Genomic DNA, 18897 nt, shown 5'->3' with positions numbered 1-18897 from the left:
AACAGCCCCCCTTCGGATGATCCGCACAGGTCGTTTCGTTATACCTGTACAGCGACGAGAGGACCACACAATGGCAGACCGCAGTCTGCGCGGCATCCGACTCGGCGCCCAGAGCCTACAGAGCGAAGAGGGCGTCGTGTTCCATGAGCGCGCACAGCACATCTACACCTGCACCGCCTGCGGGCGTGACACCACCCTGACCTTCGCGGCCGACGCCGAGGTCCCCCCGGCCTGGGAGTGCCGCACGTGCGGCGCCGAGGCTCTCCTCCGCGTCGGAGAGGGCACCGCGACCGTCGACCACTCGGGCGACAAGACGCCGCGGAGCCACTGGGACATGCTGCTGGAGCGTCGCACCATCCCGGAGCTCGAAGAGCTCCTCGAGGAGCGCCTCGCCTACCTCCGCGCCCGCCGCGGCGGAGACCAGGCGAACTCCGACAAGCTCAGCGCCTGACGCACGTCCGCGCGACGCCGGCCCTACGGGGCCGGCGTTTTCGCGTTCCGGCGCCGACGCGCGACGACTCCGATGCCCGCCAGCAGCGCCACGCTGCCCCATGACAGCAGCGCGTTCACCCAGCCGCCCGCGATCACCGCCGGCGTCAGGCCGGTGCGCAGCGGGACGTCGGTGAGCATGTGGCCGGGCTCGTCTGCGGGCAGACCCTCGATCGTCGACCCGTCCGGCGCGATCACCTGGCTGGTTCCGACGGTCGAGAGGTTCACCACGGAGCGGCCGGTCTCGATCGCGCGCAGCCGCGCGACCGCCAGCTGCTGCAGGTTCTCGTCGGTCCCCCGGAAGTCGGCGTTGTTCGTCTGGAAGAGGTACACGCGCGCCCCTTCGCGCGCACCCTCCCACACCAGCGCGTCGTAGATGACGTCGAAGCAGATCGCGAGCCCCGCCAGGGTCCCGTCGATGTCGAACACCGGCGGAGTCGTGCCGGGGGTGTAGTCCCGGCCGATCATGCCGATGAGGTCGGGAGCGATCGCCGCGTAGAACGCCCGATCCGGCACGTACTCGCCGAACGGGACCGGGTTGCGCTTGTCGTACGTCTGCTCGATGCCGTCTCGCCACAGGAACGACATGTTGAAGTACTCGTCGCCCCGCTGATCGATCCGGTTCGCGACGAGCGGCGCCCCGACCTCGCGGACGACGCGGTCCAACGCCGCCGCCGCGGCCGGTGAGCCGTCCGGGTCGACGTCCACACTGCCCTCGGGCCACAGCACGACGTCGACGTCCTCGGCGCCGAAGAGCGGGAGGGTGGCCTCGTACTGCGACTCGAGCACATCCCCGGCCTGCCGGTCGTCGAAGTACCCCGCCGGCCCGTTGCCCTGCACGCCGGCGACGCGGAGGGAGCCGGCGGGCGTCGTCGCACACGCCGGCACCAGCAGGAGCGCCGTCGCGACGACGGCGAGGACGGCGACGGGGAGGAGACCGCGAACGCCGTTTCCGCGATCGCGGCGCGGGGCGCGCACCAGTTCGATGCCGACCGCGACCAGTCCCACCACGATGAAGGTCACGCCCGCGGTGCCGATCCACGAGACCAGCTCTGCGAAGGGGCCGCTCACCTGGGACGTCCCCACGCGACCCCACGGGAAGCCGCCGTACGGGAACCCGCCGTTGACGGCCTCGCGCGCCGTCCACAGGCCCGCCACGAGCCCCGACGTGAGCATCACGCGCCCCCTCCGGGACGTCGCCCGCGGCACCCACCGGTACGCCAGCGCGATGAGCGCGGCACCCCCGGCGACGAAGGCGGCCTCGAGCACCGAGAGCGCGATCCACGGCAGGGGTCCCACCCACTCGGCGGTGAAGTCCACGTTCAGCAGGTAGAACGCGAGCCCGAACGCCATCCCGACGACGAGCGCACTGCCGACCCGCCTGCCGATGAGGCTGACCAGCGCCAGCGCGACGGCGGCGAAGGCCATGGGCCACCACCCGACGGACGGGAACGACACGTCCAGCAGCACGCCGCCGAGCACCGAGGCCGGGATCGCGGCCCACAGCGGCAGCAGCGGGCGTGTCGCGGGGGCAGGTGGCACGCCATCAGCCTAAGCGAGCGCGCGGACGCCACAGGCGCGGCATCCGTCATCCCCGAGTTCAGACGCCGGAGTACGCGACGATGCCGCGGCGCACCGCATCCAGCGCCTTGCGGGCGGTGCCCGCGACGGGCTGATCGGCCACGAGGGACAGCTGGTCGAGAAGGTCGATCGTCTGCTTCGCCCACCGCACGAAGTCGCCGGCGGCCATGTCCGCCTCGAGCAGCACCCGATCCAGCATCCCGCCGCGCGCCCACGTGTGCATGGCCTGCGCGAGGCCGGCCGAGATCGGCTCCGTGCCCGGCAGCCGGTTCTCCTGCTCGAGATCGTCGAGCTCTTGCCACAGCGTCAGCGTCGCCTCGAATGCCGGGCGGAAGGCGCCCCGGGGAAGCCCGCGCTCGCCCGGCCCGGCATCGTCGCGCCGTGGCTCGTACACCAGCGAGCAGGCGAGCGCGGCGAGCGAGGGGGCATCCAGGTCCTTCCAGATGTCGCGCCGCAGCGACTCCGCCACGAGGAGGTCCCGCTCGCCGTAGATGCGCCGCATCGTCCGCCCCGACGGGGTCAGCGTCGTACGGCCGTCCTCGTCCAGCGAGACGTACTCCAGGGCGGCCAGGACGTCCACGACGCGGTCGAAGATGCGCGCGACCGTGCCGGTGCGGGTATCGATCTGGCGGCGCAGCTTGTCGATCTGGCGCTTGAGCTTCCAGTACCGCTCCGCCCAGCGCGCGTGATGCTCGCGGTCGGGGCACTGATGGCACGGATGCCGCTGCATGCGCCTGCGCAGGCTCGCGATCTGCCGCTGCCGCTCGTCGCGGGTTCGCCGCGAGGCGCCGGCGTCCTTGCGGTTGATCTTCTCCAGGTCGCTGAGCTCGCGGCGGATGCCGGAGTACTCGGCGAAGTCCCCCCGGTCGCACGTCATGGCGCTGCGGTAGCCGGCGAGAGATTCCTCCTGCTCGCGCACCTCGCGTGCGATGCCCACCACGGCGCGATCGGCCTGGAACTGCGCGAACGACGACTCGAGGATCTCGCGCGCCCTGGCGCGCCCGAACTGGTCGATGAGGTTGACGGCCATGTTGTACGTCGGCCGGAAGCTGGAGTTGAGCGGGTAGGTGCGCCGAGAGGCGAGGGCCGCGACCGCCTGGGGATCGAGGCCCTCCGTCCACTGGATGACGGCATGGCCCTCGACGTCGATGCCGCGGCGGCCGGCGCGGCCGGTGAGCTGCGTGTACTCCCCCGACGTGATGGCCACGCGCGCCTCGCCGTTGAACTTCTCGAGCTTCTCGAGCACCACGGTCCGTGCGGGCATGTTGATGCCGAGGGCGAGCGTCTCGGTCGCGAACACGGCCTTCACCAGCTTGCGCTGGAAGAGCTCCTCGACCACTTCCTTGAACGCGGGCAACAGGCCCGCATGATGGGCGGCGACGCCGCGTTCGAGGTTGTCGCGCCACTCCCAGTAGCCCAGGACGGCCAGGTCCTCCTCGAGGAGCGTGCGCGTGCGCTCCTCGACGACCGCGCGGATCTCGCGCCGCTCCTCCTGGGATGTCAGCCGAAGCCCCGAGCGACGCACCTGCTGGACGGCGCCGTCGCACCCTGCACGGCTGAAGATGAAGAAGATCGCCGGCAGCAGGTTGGAGCGCGAGAGCAGCTCGACGACCTCGGGCCGGTCGAGCCGCTCGATGCGCTGCACGTTGGCCGAGCGCACCGGCCGTCTGCCGCCCCGCTGGGGACGACGGCGGGATGCCTCGTAGCCGGCGTGGCGGGCACTGCTCGACGCCTGTGCGCGACGGTTGTTCTCGTAGTTCGAGCCCTTGAAGGACCGGATGCGCATGAGCTCCTGGTTCACCTGCGCCGTCGCGATGCCGGCACGGTCGTCGAACAGCGGCAGCAGGTCACCGCGCACCAGGACGTGCTGCTCCAGCGGCACCGGGCGGGTCTCGGAGACGATCACCTCGGTGTCGCCGCGGACCGTGTCGAGCCAGTCGCCGAACTCCTCGGCGTTGGACACGGTCGCCGACAGCGACACGAGCCGCACGCTCGGCGCGAGGTGGATGATGACCTCCTCCCACACCGCGCCGCGGAACCGGTCGGCGAGGTAGTGCACCTCGTCCATGACGACGTAACGCAGGCCGCGGAGGGCGGGTGAGTCGGCGTACAGCATGTTGCGCAGCACCTCGGTGGTCATGACGACCACCCGTGCGTTGCCGTTGATGTTCGTGTCGCCGGTGAGCAGGCCCACCTCGTCCGGACCGTAGACGTCCTGCAGCTCGCGGAACTTCTGGTTCGACAGCGCCTTCATCGGCGTGGTGTAGAAGGCCTTGTCCCCGGGCTCGCGCATCGCCAGGTGCACGGCGAACTCGCCGACGATCGTCTTGCCCGCTCCGGTGGGCGCCGCGACGAGGACGCTGCGGCCGTCCTCGAGGGCGCGGCATCCCTCGAGCTGGAACGGATCCAGGGTGAAGCGCTGTGCCGCGGCGAAGGCAGCCGTGAGGGGATGTGACCGGTCGAGCTGGGCGGACTCGCGTGCTCTCGCGTACCGCTCGGCGGGGCCCGGATCGGTCACGGAGTCGGCTCCGGCGGGAGCAGGGCGGCGTTGCGCTTGGCCTTGCGCCTGTCGAACAGCATCGACAGGCCGGCGGCCGCGAAGAACAGCACGACCAGGATGCCGGCCAGCATCAGCATGCTCACCACGTCGGCGGCCGGCGTGGCCAGCGCCGCGAAGGCGGTGGCGATGAGGACGGCGACGCGCCATCCCTTCACGATCGCCCGGCCGGACATGATCCCCGCCATGTTGAGGGCGACGAGGAAGACGGGCAGCACGAACGAGACGCCGATGACGATCATCAGCTTGAACACGAAGTCGTAGTACTCCGCGGCGGCGTAGAAGTTCACGGCGCCCTCGGGCGTGAAGCTCCACATGAGCTCGATGACGTGCGGCACGATGAGCAGGCCCACCCAGCAGCCGATGAAGAACAGCGGCACGGCCGCGGCGACGAAGCCGATCGTGTACTTGATCTCTTTGCGGGTGAGACCCGGCATGATGAACGCCCAGATCTGCCACAGCCAGATCGGCGCAGACAGGAAGAGCCCGATCGTGAACGCGATCCGCATCCGCAGGTCGAAGGACGACGTGACGGTGCCGAAGTTCAGAGCCGAGAAGTCGTCGCCGCGTCTCTCGGAGATGATGCGGATCGGCTCGGTGATCCAGTGGATGATCGGGTCGGTGATGATGAACGCCACGACCATGCCGACGAGCAGGCCGATGGCCGCGAAGACCAGGCGCCGGCGCAGCTCCAGCAGGTGCTGGCCGAGCGACATCCTCTTGTCGCGCTTCGGCAGCTCCGGGCCGTCGATCGGCGCGGAGCCGGTTGCGGCCACCATCCGCTACGGCTTTTTGTCGGGCGCGCTGTCGGTGGCGGGAGTGGCGGGGGTCGTGGCATCCGCGACCGTGGAGTCCGCGACGGTCGACGTCGTCGACGCGTCGGCGGTCTTGTCCTCTTCCTTCATGGCCTTCATCTCGCCCTTGAACACGCGGGCGGACTGCCCCATGCTCTTGGCGAGCGCCGGCAGCTTCGCCGCGCCGAACAGCAGCAGGATGACGACGAGCAGGATCAGCAGGTGCCAGCCGTTCAGATTGCCCAACATGAGTTGCTCCGTCGTTCGCGTCAGCGGGGATCGGCCTAAGTCTAATATGCCGGGGCGGGAGGATGCGGCCGATCAGCGATACTGCGCGAGACCGGCCTCTGCCCACTCGGCTACCGCCCGGCGCGCTCCGGCGGGCTCCAGAACCTCCACGAGCCCGCCGCGCCGCGCCGCGAGCCTGCGCAGGCTCAGCTCGTCGGCGACGCGCATGGTCGCGATCGTCATGCCGTCCCTCGTCTCCACCGTCGCCCGATCGAGGTAGTCGCCCAGGAGCGGCGCGACGCCCTCGGCGAAGCGGACGCGGGCGACCACGTCGCCGGCATCCGTGTCGAACCAGTCGGGGGCCTGGTCGCCCGCGTGCGTGCTGGCGATGTCCGTCAGCTCGAGATCGCTCACCCGATCCAGGTGGAAGGTGCGCATCGCCTCCCGCAGATGGCACCAGCCCTGCAGGTACCACTGTCCGCTCGCGATGTGAACTTTCACCGGATCCACCGTGCGCGTGGTGGGCGCGGCATCCGGCGCCTTGTAGGTGAACGAGACGGCCACCCCGCGGCGCAGCGCATCGGCGACGAGGTCGCGCGCCGTGTCGACGGGCTCGGGGGCGAGGATGACCTCGGCGGGCGTCCCCGACGCGCCGCGGGCGAGCTTGGCGAGCAGGCCCGCGTAGAGCTCGGTGTCGCCGATACCCGGAATCGAGCGTGCGAGCTGGAGGCCGGCCAGCAGCGCCGCCGCCTCGCGTGCGGTGAGCTTGGGCGCCCGCTCGAGTCCGACGGAGTTCGTGATGACGATGAGGTCCCGCTCGTCGAGAAGATCCCAGTCGATGTCGAACAGGTCGTTGGCCATCTGCCAGTAGCCCCGATCGCCGGGGAGACCGATGACGGTGAGCTTCTCGACCATCGAGCGCATCTGCTCGGGCGAGACGTCGAACTCGTCCGCCGCTTCGGCGAGCGAGACCTCGCCCTTGCCCATGAGGTAGGGCACGAGCTGGAGCATGAGGGCCGCGCGGTCCGTCGCGACGAGGGGCCGACGGGCGGTCATGAGGCGCCTCCGTGCAGGTCGCGGGTGGCCGCGAGGCGGTCGATCACCCGGTCGCGCAGGTCGGCGGGCTCCACCACCCGCACTTCCGGGCCGTAGGAGGCCAGTTCGTCGGCGAAGATGTGCACGTCCACGTACGGCACGCGGATGCCCTGCTCCGCAGGCCGTGCCCGGCGCGCGAGGCGGAGGGCCGCCTCGGTGCCGGGGTTCACCTCCAGCAGGGCGGAGCTGCGGGCGGCGACCTCCTCGAGCCCGGCCAGCGCCCGCTCCCCCGCGCCCTCGCGCAGCGCGGGATCGAACGGGACGCGGGTGACCGAGACGGGCCCCACGATGCGGGAGAGGAGGAAGGTGCGGTCGGCGCTGACGTCGAGGTCGATGCCGAACACGTGCCAACGCCCCTCGTACTCGACGAGCGCCAGGGGCTGCACGCGGCGCATGCGCGGCGCGCCCTCGCCCGGCTTCAGGTAGGGGAAGCCGACCACGCGGCTCTGCTCGATCGCCTGCTGCAACGGGAGGAACGCCGGGTCGTGCATGCTGAGCCGCGGCGAGAAGCCGATGATGGGCTCGTCGACGAGGTCGCCGAGCGCGCGGATCTTGCGCAGGCCGCTGCGGGCGTCGTCCGATATCGAGCTCTCGCTCCACACGCCGCCGGCGAGCGTCAGCAGCGCCAGCTCCGCGGGTGTGAACTCGATGTCCTCGGGCAGCTCGTACTCCGCCGTCGGCACCCGGTACCGCGCCTCGCGCAGGTCGTCCGGGTCGGCCCAGTCCCCGATCGTCTCGATCGGAACCCCGAGGCCGCGCAGCGACTCCTTGTCGCGCTCGAACATCTTCTCGAGCGCGTCCTTCGACGCCCCCGCCTCGCTCTGCTCGCGGTAGCCGGCGACCGAGCTGAGGATGGTGTCCTTGGTCAGCCCCTGATCAGTCGCGATGAGGGCCACCACGAGGTTGACCAGGCGCTCCTCGGGCGGGATCTTGGCGGCGACGGCAGGCACCCGCCCATCTTAGAGCCGGCCGCGCCGCCGCAGCCGATCCTCGATCACTCCGGGGCCGGCGCGTCCACGCCGAGGATGTCGATGACGAAGACGAGCGTCGATCCGCCGGGGATCGCACCCTGGCCCTCGTCGCCGTAGCCCTGCTCCGGCGGGATGACGACCATGACCTGGGAGCCGACGGTCTGCCCCTCGAGCGCCTGCGCGAACCCGGGCACGACGGCGTCGAGCGTGAGCGACGCGGCCTCGGAGTCCCACGTGGTGTCGAACGGCTCGTCCTCGCCCCAGACCACGCCGGTGTAGTGCACGCGCACGGGCTGTTCGCCGGTGACCTCCTCGCCGGAGCCCTTCTTCAGGGTCTGGACGACGACGTCCGCGGGAGGGGCGCCCTCGGGGATGATGAGGCCCGGACGTCCGTCGGGCGCACGGACGACGCTGGGAAGCCCGAAGCCGCTGTTGAACTGGTTCTGCCCGTTCGCGGCGGCGAGGTAGACCTTGCGCACGTCGACGACGGTGACGATGCTGTCGCCCTCCTCCAGCTCGAAGCTGCTCGCGACGCCGTCGCCGAGGTCGTCCGGCGACATCGCGATGGCGATGCGGGACCCCTCGGTGGCGCAGTCGAGCGCCTCCTGGAAGCCCGGGAACGTGGTCGCCCACTGCGCCGGCGACGACACCCGCGAGAGGTCGCCGTCGTAGGCGGTCGAGACGATCGGCTGGCCGGTCGCGCCGTTGACGACCGCGACGTCGACGACCATCAGCTGGTTGTCCGTCGTGATCGCGGTGCCCTCGCCGGTGACGACGTCCTCGAAGGCGAGCTGCTGCACGCTCAGCGGCGTGTAGACCTCCACGTCAGGCTCGTCCGCGACGTCGCCGGTGACCGTGATGAGCTCCATCACGTCGGGGTCGGACACCGCCGGCCGCGAGCAGTCGGAGGCGCCGGGCAGCAGTGAGCAGCCGGCGAGGCCGAGCGTCGTCAGACCGAGGACGGCGAGGGCAGCGGGGATCTTGCGCACCGGAACAGTTTAGATGCGTGCGGGGCGGATGCCGTGCACGAGGGTCAGGGGGCGTCCGGCTCGCTCGCGCGTGCCGCGGCCTGCCGCGCGCCCTCGGCCGCCCGCTCCGCCTCCCGCACGCGCTTGCGCAGGTTCTTATCGGTGATCTGGCGGTCTCCGACGGCACCGGGGGTCCACAGCTCCACGTCCTCGTCGCCGTAGCTGGTCTTCGACGCGCGGCGCTTCACCTCGGGCGGGATCGCCCCCGGCGCGAGGCGCCGCGCCCACACCAGGAAGCCGGTGTGCGCGACCATCCGGTGATCCGGCCGCACGGCGAGCCCCTCCACGTGCCAGCCGCGGACCATGGTCTCGTTCGCGTCCGGCTCGGTGAACAGGCCGGTCACGCGGATGTACTCCGCGACGCGGCTGAGCTGCGTCGCGGTGGCCACGTAGCAGACCACGACGCCGCCGGGGGTGAGCGCGTCGGCGACGGCGTCGATGCAGTCCCAGGGCGCGAGCATGTCCAGGACGACGCGATCGACGGATGCCGGTGCCACGGCGCCCCCCAGCTGCTCGGCGAGGTCCCCCACGACCACGTCCCAGTTCTCGGGCACGGCGCCGATGAACGTCTCGACGTTCGCACGGGCGACGGCGGCGAAGTCGTCGCGGCGCTCGAACGACACCAGACGGCCCTCTGTGCCGATGGCCCGCAGGAGCCACAGCGACAGCGCGCCCGATCCCACTCCCGCCTCCACGACGGTCGCCCCCGGGAAGATGTCGGCCTCGGCGAGGATCTGCGCGGCGTCCTTCGGATAGACGATCGCGGCGCCCCGTGGCATCGACATGACGAAGTCCCGCAACAGCGGGCGCAGCGCGAGGTACTCGTGACCGCCGCTGTTGGCGACGACCGAGCCATCGGGCTGCCCCACCAGGTCGGCGTGGCGGAGCACGCCGTGATGGGTGTGCAGCTCGCCCCCCTCCCGCAGGGTGATCGTGTGCAGACGGCCCTTCGGCCCGGTGAGCTGAACGCGATCGCCGAGCCGGAACGGCCCGCTCGGTCGCTCGATCGCCCCGGTCATCGCGCGACCTCCTCGGCGTGGTGCACCGCGCCGGCGGCGATCCGGGCGCGATGGGCGGCGTGGAACGCCGCGACGTCGTCGGCCGTCCGGCCGTCCAGGGTGTCCCACAGCGCGTGTGCGCCCGCACCGGTGAGCGACACCATCAGCGGAACGCCGATGACGGATGCCCCGGAGGCGACCGCGGATCGCAGTCCGTTGGGCGAGTCCTCGATGGCCACCGTCTCTTCGGGCGCGACCCCGAGCGCCTCGCACGCCTGCAGGTACGGGTCGGGGAAGGGCTTGGGGCGGGTGGCGTCGTCGCCGGCGATGACGACGTCGAAGGCCTCGAAGTCGATCAGGTCGACCACCGTCTCGGCCATGCGCCGCATCGACATCGTCACCAGGGCCGTCTTGATGCCCGCCGCCCGCAGGCCCGCGAGGAGCTCGCGCGCGCCGGGGCGGAACGGCACACCGGTCCGGGACAGGCTGCTCATGACCTCCGTGGTGAGGTGGTCGACGATGGCGTCGGTGCTCATCCGCACGCCGGTCTCCTGCAGGATCCGGGCCGAGTCCTCGAGCCCGAGCCCGACGAGGCCGAGCGCCTGCTCATGCGACCACGAGCCTCCGAAGCTCTCGACCAGCGGCGTCTCGGCTGCCATCCAATAGGGCTCGGTGTCGACGAGTGTGCCGTCCATGTCCCACAGGACGGCGGCGAGTCGGGGCTGGTTCACCGTCCAATCCTACCGACGGGCCTCGGGCCCCCCGCTGGGAGGGGGCCTATCCTGGAAGGAGCTCGCACCGCCGGATGCGGGCGGAGGAGGTTTCGTGGACGGACTGGGTCGCCGGGTTCTCGTCGCCGCGTTCGACGGGTGGAACGACGCGGGCGAAGCCGCGTCGTCCGCGCTCACGCAGCTGCGCGAGGGCGGCTCGTACGAGACCGTGTTCTCCGTCGATCCCGAGCTGTACTTCGACTACCAGTACACCCGGCCCCATATCTCCGCCGACGGCGACGGCGGCCGGTCGCTGCGCTGGCCGGAGGCGACGCTGCTCCGCCCGGCCCACGCGACGCGCGGCACGCAGCTGTGGCTGCTGACCGGCGTGGAGCCGGCGCGCGCCTGGCAGGCGTTCTCGTCGGAGTTCATCGACGTCGCCCTCCGCGAGGACATCACCGGGTTCGTGTCCATCGGCTCGATGATGTCGGACGTCCCGCACACGCGCCCCATCTCGGTCTTCGCCGGCAGCGAGAACGAGGCGCTCCGCGGCGCGCTGAGCCTCGAGCGCTCCACCTACGAGGGCCCGGTCGGCATCCTCAGCGTGCTGGGCGATGCCGCCGAGCGCGCCGGGATCCCGTCGGCGAGCCTGTGGGCGAGCGTCCCCCACTACGTCGCCGGCCACACGCCGTCGCCCAAGGCCACGCTGGCCCTGCTCGACCGCCTCGAGGACCTCACCGGCGCGTCGGTGTCGCGCGGCGAGCTCGCCACCGAGGCGGCCGCATGGGAGGCCTCGATCGACGCGGCCGCGGCCGACGACGAGGAGATGACGGAGTACATCCGCCAGCTCGAGCGCACCCGCGACACATGGGACTCCCCCGAGGCCTCCGGAGACGCGATCGCGCAGGAGTTCGAGCGCTACCTGCGCCGCACGGACGGCAAGCCGGGCGACGGGCCGAACAAGCCCGGCCGCGACGATCCGCGCCGCTGAGCGGCATCCGTCTGCCGATGCTGCGGCGCGTGCGCCGCTACGGCTGGATGACGCCCATGCTCAGGAGCACGAGCAGGAGCGATCCGAGCGCGACGCGGTAGACCACGAACGGCAGGAAGCTGTGCTTGGAGATCCAGCTCATGAAGAACGCGATCACTCCGAGCGCGACGATGAACGCGACGCCCGTCGCGACCGCGGTCTCGCCGAGCGTGAACACGCCCGGCTCGCCGAGGTTCTTGAACAGCTGGAAGAACCCGCTGCCGAAGACCGCCGGGATCGCGAGCAGGAACGCGTAGCGGGCCGCCGCGGCGCGCTCGTACCCCATGAAGAGGCCGGCGGTGATCGTCCCGCCTGACCGCGACACGCCCGGGATGAGTGCGAGCGACTGCGCGAAGCCGTAGATGACGCCGTGTCCGACCGTCATGTCCTGGAGCTTGCGCTTCTTCGCGCCGACATGGTCGGCGATGCCGAGCAGCACGCCGAAGAAGATGAGCATGCCGGCGGTGATCCACAGCGACCGCAGCACCGTCTCGATCTGGTCCTGGAAGAGCAGTCCGAGCACGACGATCGGGATCGAGCCGATGATGATGAGCCAGCCGAGCCGCGCGTCGGGGTCGTTGCGCGGAACGCGTCCGCCGAGCGACCGGAACCACTGCCCGATGATGCGCACGATGTCGCGCCAGAAGAACACGACGACCGCCGTCTCCGTGCCGATCTGGGTGATCGCGGTGAATGCGGCCCCCGGATCCTGCGCGGAGGGCAGGAACTCCCCGAGGATCCGCAGATGCGCGCTGGAGGAGATCGGCAGGAACTCGGTCAATCCCTGGACGAAGCCGAGGATGATCGCTTCGAGAAGCATGGGCGCCTTTCAGCCGTGCAGGGCGGATGCCGCCGGTCGCGGCATCCGCTCGGGTCTCAGTAGGTGCGGAGCAGGTCGGTGAGCACGGCCTGGCCGAACACGAGCGCGTCGATCGGCACGCGCTCGTCGACGCCGTGGAACATGCCCGTGAAGTCGAGGTCCGCCGGCAGCCGCAGCGGCGCGAAGCCGTAGCCGGCGATGCCGAGGGCCGCCAGCGCCTTGTTGTCGGTGCCGCCGCCCATCAGGTACGGCACGACAGGCGCCCCCGGGTCGTGACGGCCGAGGGCCGCCACCATCGCATCGACGAGGTCGCCGGAGAACGGCACCTCGAGGCCGATGTCCTGATGCACGACCTCGACCGCGACGTCGTCGCCGACGATCCGGCGGATGTCGGCGAGAGCGGCGTCCTCGGTGCCGGGGAGCACCCGCACGTCCACGAGCGCCTCGGCGCGATCGGGGATCACATTGTGCTTGTACCCGGCGACCAGGCCGGTCGGATTCGTCGTCGTGCGGAGCGTCGAGCGGAGGAATCCGGATGCTGCGCCCGTCGCGGCGGCGACCGCGTCGGGGTCGCCGGCGGAGCGTCCCATGATCTCGGCGAGCCGGTCGGTCATCTCGCGCGTGGTGTCGGTGAGGGTCACCGGCCACGCGGTGCGTCCCAGCGCCGCGACGGCCTCGGCCAGGCGCGTGACGGCGTTGTCGGCGTGCACGCTCGATCCGTGCGCCGCGCGGCCGCGGGCGACGAGGCGGATCCACACCAGCGCCTTCTCCCCCACCTGGAGGAGGTAGGCGTGCCGGTCGCCGACCGGGATCGAGTACCCGCCGACCTCGCTGATCGCCTCCGTCGCGCCGGCGAACCACTCCGGATGGTCCTGCACCACCAGCGCCGAGCCTTCGATGCCGCCGTTCTCCTCGTCGGCGAAGAACGCCAGCACCAGGTCGCGCTCGGGCTGCTCCCCCGTGCGGAGGAGCTCGGCGACGGACGTGAGGATCATGGCGTCCATGTCCTTCATGTCTACGGCGCCGCGGCCCCACAGCAGCCCGTCCTTGACGACGCCCTCGAACGGGTCGACGCTCCAGTCCTCCGCGATCGCGGGGACGACGTCGAGGTGACCGTGCAGCACGAGCGCCGGCTTGTCGCGGTCGCGTCCGGGAACCCGCGCCATCACGTTGGTGCGCCGCGGGACGGGCTCGTAGTACTCCGCCTGCAGGCCCAGGCCCTCGAGGTACGCGCCGACGTACTCCGCCGCCTCCCGTTCGCCCGCCGCCCGGCCCCCGCCGTGATTGGTGGTGTCGAAGCGGATGAGGTCTCGCGCCACGGCGGCGACTTCGGGGAGTCCGAGATCGGGTGAGGGCATGCGCTCCAACCTACCTGTCACTCGTTTCCCCTCCGTTTCCAAGCCCGCCGCCGGACCCCTCGTCCGCGATCGCGGACGAGCCGGCGAGGCGCCTGCCGGCGCACGAAAGAAGGCCCCCTTCCGGGGGCCTTCTTCACTGTGCGCGAGGGGGGACTTGAACCCCCACGCCCTATACGGGCACTAGCACCTCAAGCTAGCGCGTCTACCTATTCCGCCACCCGCGCAGGTGGTTTCCGGTTTCGCAACCGAGGAATGACATTACCACGTCACCGACCGTTCAACGAATCGCCGAGAGCTGCCGGGCGCGTCATCCGAGCGACACTCCGAACAGCAGTCCAAGGAGGTAGGTGATGCCGGCGGCGCCGAATCCGATGGCGAGCTGGCGCAGTGCGCGGCGCAGCGGCGGGGCCCCCGACAGGAGCCCGACCGCGGCCCCCGTCGACATCAGCGCGATGCCGACGAGCACCAGTGCGACGACGATCGCCGGGGTGCCCGTGAGCCCGAGGATCCACGGCAGCACCGGGATGATCGCCCCCGACGCGAAGAACAGGAAGCTCGACAGCGCGGCCCCCCACGCGGTGCCCACCACTTCGCCGTCGTCGGCGAGGGCGATGGGGCCGGTCTCGGCCCTCCCCTGCCCGAGGGCGCGAGCCGCCTCGACGGCGCGGCGGGCACGTGCGGACGCCTCGGCCTCCGGCATCCCGCGCGTGCGGTACACCAGCGCGAGCTCGTTGGCGTCGATGTCCAGGTGAGGGATGGCACCGTCGGCGTAGTCGCTGGGCTCGGTGGCGGCGAGCAGCTCCCGCTGGGAGCGCACCGAGACGAACTCCCCGGCCCCCATCGACAGCGCTCCGGCGAGGAGTCCGGCGATTCCGCTGAACAGCACGAACTGTCCCGCGACGCCCGTCGCGCCGATGCCCATCACGAGAGCCAGGTTGGACACCAGGCCGTCGTTCGCACCGAAGACGGCCGCGCGGAACGTGCCCGACAGGCGCCGGCGGCCGCGTGCCGCGAGACCGCGGACGACCTCGTGGTGCACCTTCTCGTCGGCGGCCATCCGCGACGTCGCGAACGGCTCGTCGTCGTACGGCGATCGCGCCTCGGCGCTCTGCGCGAGCGCGAGGACGAAGATCGATCCGAAGCTGCGGGCCATCCACCCCAGCAGGCGGGTGCGGACGTCCGGCTGCGGCAGCCGTTGAGGCTCGGCACCCAGCAGTTCCAGCCAGTGCGCCTCGTGCCTGCCCTCGGCCTCGGCGAGCGCGAGGAGGATCTCTCGCTCCTCGCCGCTGCGCCGCCCGGCGAGCTCGCGGTACACGCGCGCCTCGGCGCGCTCGTTGACGAGGTACCGCGCCCAGCGGCGTCGATCGCGGTCGGTCGGTGCGGCGGGCGCGCTCACTCGTGCCTCCAGTCGGCGGTTCGGGACTCGTCAACGGTAGCCAGCGGTCCGGCCGCGAACCGGCGGAAACCGAGGATTGCCAGCATTTCGGGGATCCGAACGGCATGGGCCTTCAGCGGCCGGCGCCGCCTCCTCTCCGCGCAGCGCGTGACGTGCGCGTGGCGCGCAGCGTCTGACGTGCGGGTGGGCGGGCGCGTCAGGAGTGGACGCGCTTGCGGAGCACGTCGATGCGCGCCTGCAGCTGCGCCACCGTCGCGTGCGAGACCGCCGGTCCGCCGCAGATGCGCCGCAGCTCGGCGTGCACGAGCCCGTGGGCCTCGCCGGACTGCCGGGCGTAGAGGCCGACGAGGCTGTTGAGCAGCTGCCGCTGCTCCTTGAGCGTGCGGTGCAGCGCCTGCGGGAGCGCGGGCTCCTCGTCGGCGGTCTCCGAGCCCGGTTCGGCCCGGGCGGCGCGGGCCTCGCGGGCGGCGCGGTGGCGGGACTGCCGCGAGACACGGGACATCAGCACCTCGTGCACCTGGTCGGGCTCCAGAAGACCGGGGATGCCGAGGAACTCCTCCTCCTCGGGGGTGCCCGGAACGGCGAGCTGGCCGAACTCCTTGCCGTCGAACAGCACGCGGTCGAAGTGCGCGAGCGAGCCGAGCGCCTGATACGCGAACTCCTCGGTGAGCGCGTCGGACGCCTTGTCCTCGCGCTCCGCCGCGTCCATGAGGTCTTCTTCGGCGTTCCACTCGTCGTCGCCGTCGGAGTCGCGGTCGAGCGCGTGGTCGCGCTGTCGCTCCATCTCGCCCGCGAGGGCCAGCAGCTGCGGCACGTTGGGCAGGAACACGCTCGCCGTCTCGCCGCGGCGGCGCGCGCGCACGAAGCGTCCGATCGCCTGGGCGAAGAACAGCGGTGTGGAGGCGCTGGTGGCGTACACGCCGACGGCCAGGCGCGGCACGTCGACGCCCTCCGACACCATGCGCACCGCCACCATCCAGCGGCTGGTGCTCTGGGAGAACGCCTCGATGCGGCCCGACGCCTCCGCCTCGTCCGACAGGACCACCGTCGGCGGCTCGCCGGTCAGCTGGTGCAGGATCGCGGCGTAGGCGCGCGCGGCCGTCTGGTCGGTCGCGATGACCAGTCCGCCCGCGTCGGGCACGTGCTCGCGCACCTCGGTGAGCCTGCGGTCGGCCGAGCGCAGGACCGCGGGGATCCAGTCGCCCTCCGGGTCCAGCGCCGTGCGCCACGCCTGCGCGGTGATGTCCTTGGTGTTGTCCTGGCCGAGATGCGCCTCCATCTCGTCGCCGGTCTTCGTGCGCCACCGCATGTGCCCGGCGTAGACCATGAACATCACGGGGCGGACGACCCCGTCCTCGAGCGCGCGGCCATAGCCGTACGCGTAGTCGGTCCGCGAGACGCGGATGCCCTTCGCGTCGGGGTGGTACTCCACGAACGGGATGGGCGCGGTGTCGCTGCGGAACGGCGTGCCCGACAGCAGCAGGCGTCGCGTGGCGCGGCCGTACGCCTCGCGCAGGGCGTCGCCCCAGCTCAGCGCGTCGCCGCCGTGATGCACCTCGTCGAGGATCACGAGCGTCTGCGCGTCCATCGTGAGCCGCTGATGGACGGATGCCTTCACCGCGACCTGCGCGTAGGTCACGGCGACGCCGTGGTACTGGCGGGCCGGTGCCACGTGGCGGTTGCTGAACGCCGGGTCGAGCCGGATGCCCACGCGGGCCGCGGCATCCGCCCACTGCGTCTTCAGGTGCTCGGTCGGCGCGACGACGACGACGCGGTTCACGATGCGCCGGCGCAGCAGCTCGCTGGCAAGGCGGAGGGCGAACGTCGTCTTGCCGGCGCCGGGGGTCGCCGCGGCGAGGAAATCGCGCGGTCCGCCCCCGGGGCCGTCGGGGCCGTCCAGCCCGAAGTACAGGTCGAGGGCCTCGGCCTGCCACGCGCGCAGCCGCTGGGCCGTTCCCCATGGCGCGCGCTGCGGATAGGTCGGCGACAGGTGCTCGGCGGCGAAGCTGCCGATGTGCGGCTCGCCGTCGCGCGCGGCGCGCGGGTCGTGGTGCGGTTCGGTGAGTTCGGGCGGCGATTCGATCGTCGTTTCGTCCGTCACCGAATGCACCTCCCCCGTAGACAACGAGTCACCACGATAGACGACCGGGCCGACATCGTGGGTGCCACCTCACCGGATCCGAGGCATCCGTCCGCGTCCGCGGTGCGCGGTAGCCTGTGTGTCGGTCACGAGCCGAGGAACGGAACAGGGATGTCCACGACAGAAGACCCCCGCACTCCCCACGTCGCGAACGCGGGGCCCCACCCCTGGCGTCGCTATGTCGCGATCGGGGACTCGTTCACCGAGGGCGTGGGCGACCCGGAGCCGACCGCGCCCAACGGGTTCCGCGGGTGGGCCGACCGCGTCGCCGAGGTGCTGTCCGAGCAGGTGGAGGACTTCGCGTACGCGAACCTCGCGATCCGCGGGCGCCTCATCGGCCAGATCGTCGCGGAGCAGGTGGAGCCGGCGATCGCGCTGAAGCCCGACCTCGTGACGTTCTCGGCCGGCGGCAACGACGTCATCCGGCCGAACGGCGATCCCGATGCGATCGCGCAGCTCTTCGAGGACGCCGTCGTGCGCCTCTCACGCGACGGCGCGACGGTGGTCGTGTTCACGGGCATCGACACCGCCTTCACGCCGGTGTTCCGCGGCATCCGCGGGAAGGTCGCCATCTACAACGAGAACATCCGCGCGATCGCCGACAGGTACGACTGCGTCGTCGCCGATCAGTGGGCGCTGAAGGAGGTGCAGGACATGCGCTTCTTCGACGACGACCGCCTGCACTACAACGCGCTGGGGCATCACGAGGTCGCCCGCATGGTGCTGCGCGCCCTCGCCGTGCCGAACGACCTCCAGCCGATGCAGCCCGACCCCCTGCCCGTGCGCACGTGGCGCGAGGCCCGCGCGGTCGACTTCGTGTGGGCGCGGGAGTACCTCGTGCCGTGGGTGCTCCGGCGGGTCCGCCACCAGTCCTCGGGCGACACCGTCACGGCCAAGCGCCCTGACCCGCTGCCGATGATCGCGTCGGCGCCCCCGGGCGAGACGTCGGCGCTGCCGGCGCTGAGTCCGGATGCCGCCGCCGCGCGCGAAGAGGAGGCCTGACGTGGCGACGCACCTCATCACGGGCGCGGGATCGGGAATCGGGGCCGCCCTGGCCGAGCGGCTCGCCGAGCGGGGCGACGAGCTCTGGCTGCTCGCACGCGACGCGGGCCGGGCCGCGCAGCTGCGTGAGCGATTCCCCGGGGCGCGGACGCTGGTCGGCGACCTCGCCGATCCGGGGCGCCTGTCGTGGGCCTTCAGCCACCAGAGCGTGCCGGGACGTCTGGACTCGCTGCTGCACGTCGCGGGCGTCGTCGAGCTCGGCGCGGTGGCCGACACCCCGGTGACGACCTGGCAGCACCAGCTCAACGTCAACGCCGTCGCACCGGCTGAGCTGACGCGCCTCCTGCTTCCGGGTCTGCGCATCGCGCGCGGGCACGTGGTCTTCGTCAACTCCGGCGCCGGACTGCGGGTGAGCCCCGAGTGGGGCTCGTACGCGGCGAGCAAGTTCGCGGTCCGCGCGGTCGCCGACGCCCTTCGCGAGGAGGAGCGCGCCCACGGCCTGCGGGTCACGACGGTGTATCCCGGACGGACGGCGACGCCCATGCAGGAGAAGGTGCATCAGCAGGAGGGCGCCGACTACGACGCGACGAAGTGGATCGACCCCGCCTCGGTCGCGACGACGATCCTGGCGGCGCTCGACCTGCCGCGCGACGCCGACCTCACCGAGCTCACCGTCCGCCCCGGCGGCTGAGCCCGGTCT

Annotated in this window: 17 protein-coding genes and 1 tRNA gene; 4 read left to right on the top strand and 14 right to left on the bottom strand. The window is 71.7% G+C overall.

Annotated features, from left to right (window positions below):
* Nucleotides 1-70 precede the first annotated feature (70 nt).
* The gene (locus V6R91_RS27760; protein ID WP_336397922.1) at nucleotides 71-451 is read left to right on the top strand and encodes an RNA polymerase-binding protein RbpA; all 381 of its coding nucleotides are present in this window, start codon (nucleotides 71-73) and stop codon (nucleotides 449-451) included.
* A gap of 23 nt (nucleotides 452-474) precedes the next feature.
* Here V6R91_RS27760 and lnt read toward each other — a convergent pair whose 3' ends face one another.
* From lnt to V6R91_RS27715, 9 genes are all read right to left on the bottom strand, one after another.
* Nucleotides 475-2031, bottom strand: a complete 1557-nt coding sequence (lnt, locus tag V6R91_RS27755; protein ID WP_336397921.1) for an apolipoprotein N-acyltransferase — start codon at nucleotides 2029-2031, stop codon at nucleotides 475-477.
* Nucleotides 2032-2089: 58 nt separating this feature from the next.
* Entirely contained in the window at nucleotides 2090-4588 is a 2499-nt protein-coding gene (locus V6R91_RS27750; RefSeq protein ID WP_336397920.1) for a DEAD/DEAH box helicase, read from the bottom strand.
* A complete protein-coding gene (gene tatC, locus V6R91_RS27745; RefSeq protein ID WP_336398058.1) occupies nucleotides 4585-5343 on the bottom strand; it encodes a twin-arginine translocase subunit TatC in 759 nt (252 codons plus the stop codon). Before tatC ends, V6R91_RS27750 begins: the two co-directional genes overlap by 4 nt.
* 66 nt (nucleotides 5344-5409) lie before the next feature.
* Nucleotides 5410-5670 carry a Sec-independent protein translocase subunit TatA gene (gene tatA, locus V6R91_RS27740; protein ID WP_336397919.1) on the bottom strand — a complete coding sequence of 87 codons (261 nt, stop codon included), beginning with the start codon at nucleotides 5668-5670 and terminating at the stop codon, nucleotides 5410-5412.
* A 72-nt stretch (nucleotides 5671-5742) separates the two neighbouring features.
* Complete coding sequence (locus V6R91_RS27735) at nucleotides 5743-6705, bottom strand: helix-turn-helix transcriptional regulator (protein WP_336397918.1); 963 nt, start codon at nucleotides 6703-6705, stop codon at nucleotides 5743-5745.
* On the bottom strand, nucleotides 6702-7694 hold the full coding sequence (locus tag V6R91_RS27730) for a helix-turn-helix transcriptional regulator (protein WP_336397917.1): 993 nt from the start codon (nucleotides 7692-7694) through the stop codon (nucleotides 6702-6704). Before V6R91_RS27730 ends, V6R91_RS27735 begins: the two co-directional genes overlap by 4 nt.
* Nucleotides 7695-7738: 44 nt before the next feature.
* The gene (locus V6R91_RS27725; protein ID WP_336397916.1) at nucleotides 7739-8704 is read right to left on the bottom strand and encodes an FKBP-type peptidyl-prolyl cis-trans isomerase; all 966 of its coding nucleotides are present in this window, start codon (nucleotides 8702-8704) and stop codon (nucleotides 7739-7741) included.
* A gap of 44 nt (nucleotides 8705-8748) precedes the next feature.
* Nucleotides 8749-9762: a tRNA (adenine-N1)-methyltransferase gene (locus V6R91_RS27720; protein WP_336397915.1), complete on the bottom strand. Its 1014-nt coding sequence runs from the start codon at nucleotides 9760-9762 to the stop codon at nucleotides 8749-8751.
* The gene (locus V6R91_RS27715; RefSeq protein ID WP_336398057.1) at nucleotides 9759-10436 is read right to left on the bottom strand and encodes an HAD family hydrolase; all 678 of its coding nucleotides are present in this window, start codon (nucleotides 10434-10436) and stop codon (nucleotides 9759-9761) included. The genes V6R91_RS27720 and V6R91_RS27715 overlap by 4 nt, the downstream gene beginning before the upstream one ends.
* 130 nt (nucleotides 10437-10566) lie before the next feature.
* On the opposite strand from V6R91_RS27715, the gene V6R91_RS27710 reads away from it, so the two are divergent.
* The gene (locus tag V6R91_RS27710) at nucleotides 10567-11442 is read left to right on the top strand and encodes a PAC2 family protein (protein ID WP_336397914.1); all 876 of its coding nucleotides are present in this window, start codon (nucleotides 10567-10569) and stop codon (nucleotides 11440-11442) included.
* Nucleotides 11443-11479: 37 nt separating this feature from the next.
* Here the strand turns inward: V6R91_RS27710 and V6R91_RS27705 are convergent, their stop codons facing one another.
* The 5 genes from V6R91_RS27705 to V6R91_RS27685 all read right to left on the bottom strand — a co-directional run bounded on the left by V6R91_RS27705 (nucleotide 11480) and on the right by V6R91_RS27685 (nucleotide 17069).
* Nucleotides 11480-12301 (bottom strand): undecaprenyl-diphosphate phosphatase, encoded by an 822-nt coding sequence (locus V6R91_RS27705; RefSeq protein ID WP_336397913.1) that lies wholly within the window; start codon nucleotides 12299-12301, stop codon nucleotides 11480-11482.
* A gap of 56 nt (nucleotides 12302-12357) precedes the next feature.
* On the bottom strand, nucleotides 12358-13659 hold the full coding sequence (locus tag V6R91_RS27700) for a M20/M25/M40 family metallo-hydrolase (RefSeq protein ID WP_336397912.1): 1302 nt from the start codon (nucleotides 13657-13659) through the stop codon (nucleotides 12358-12360).
* Between the two features lie 139 nt (nucleotides 13660-13798).
* A tRNA-Leu gene (locus V6R91_RS27695) sits at nucleotides 13799-13883 on the bottom strand.
* Nucleotides 13884-13966: 83 nt separating this feature from the next.
* Complete coding sequence (locus V6R91_RS27690) at nucleotides 13967-15055, bottom strand: VIT1/CCC1 transporter family protein (RefSeq protein ID WP_336397911.1); 1089 nt, start codon at nucleotides 15053-15055, stop codon at nucleotides 13967-13969.
* A gap of 196 nt (nucleotides 15056-15251) precedes the next feature.
* On the bottom strand, nucleotides 15252-17069 hold the full coding sequence (locus V6R91_RS27685) for a DEAD/DEAH box helicase (RefSeq protein ID WP_336398056.1): 1818 nt from the start codon (nucleotides 17067-17069) through the stop codon (nucleotides 15252-15254).
* 237 nt (nucleotides 17070-17306) lie between these two features.
* Between V6R91_RS27685 and V6R91_RS27680 the strand changes: the two genes are divergently transcribed.
* Together V6R91_RS27680 and V6R91_RS27675 are read left to right on the top strand one after the other, a co-directional pair.
* The gene (locus V6R91_RS27680; protein WP_336397910.1) at nucleotides 17307-18197 is read left to right on the top strand and encodes an SGNH/GDSL hydrolase family protein; all 891 of its coding nucleotides are present in this window, start codon (nucleotides 17307-17309) and stop codon (nucleotides 18195-18197) included.
* A gap of 1 nt (nucleotide 18198) precedes the next feature.
* Entirely contained in the window at nucleotides 18199-18888 is a 690-nt protein-coding gene (locus V6R91_RS27675; RefSeq protein WP_336397909.1) for an SDR family oxidoreductase, read from the top strand.
* Nucleotides 18889-18897 lie beyond the last annotated feature (9 nt).

This window comes from Microbacterium sp. CCNWLW41 (assembly GCF_037083505.1).
Note: the sequence above shows the minus strand (reverse complement) of the source record. Positions and strands in the feature narration are given on the sequence as shown.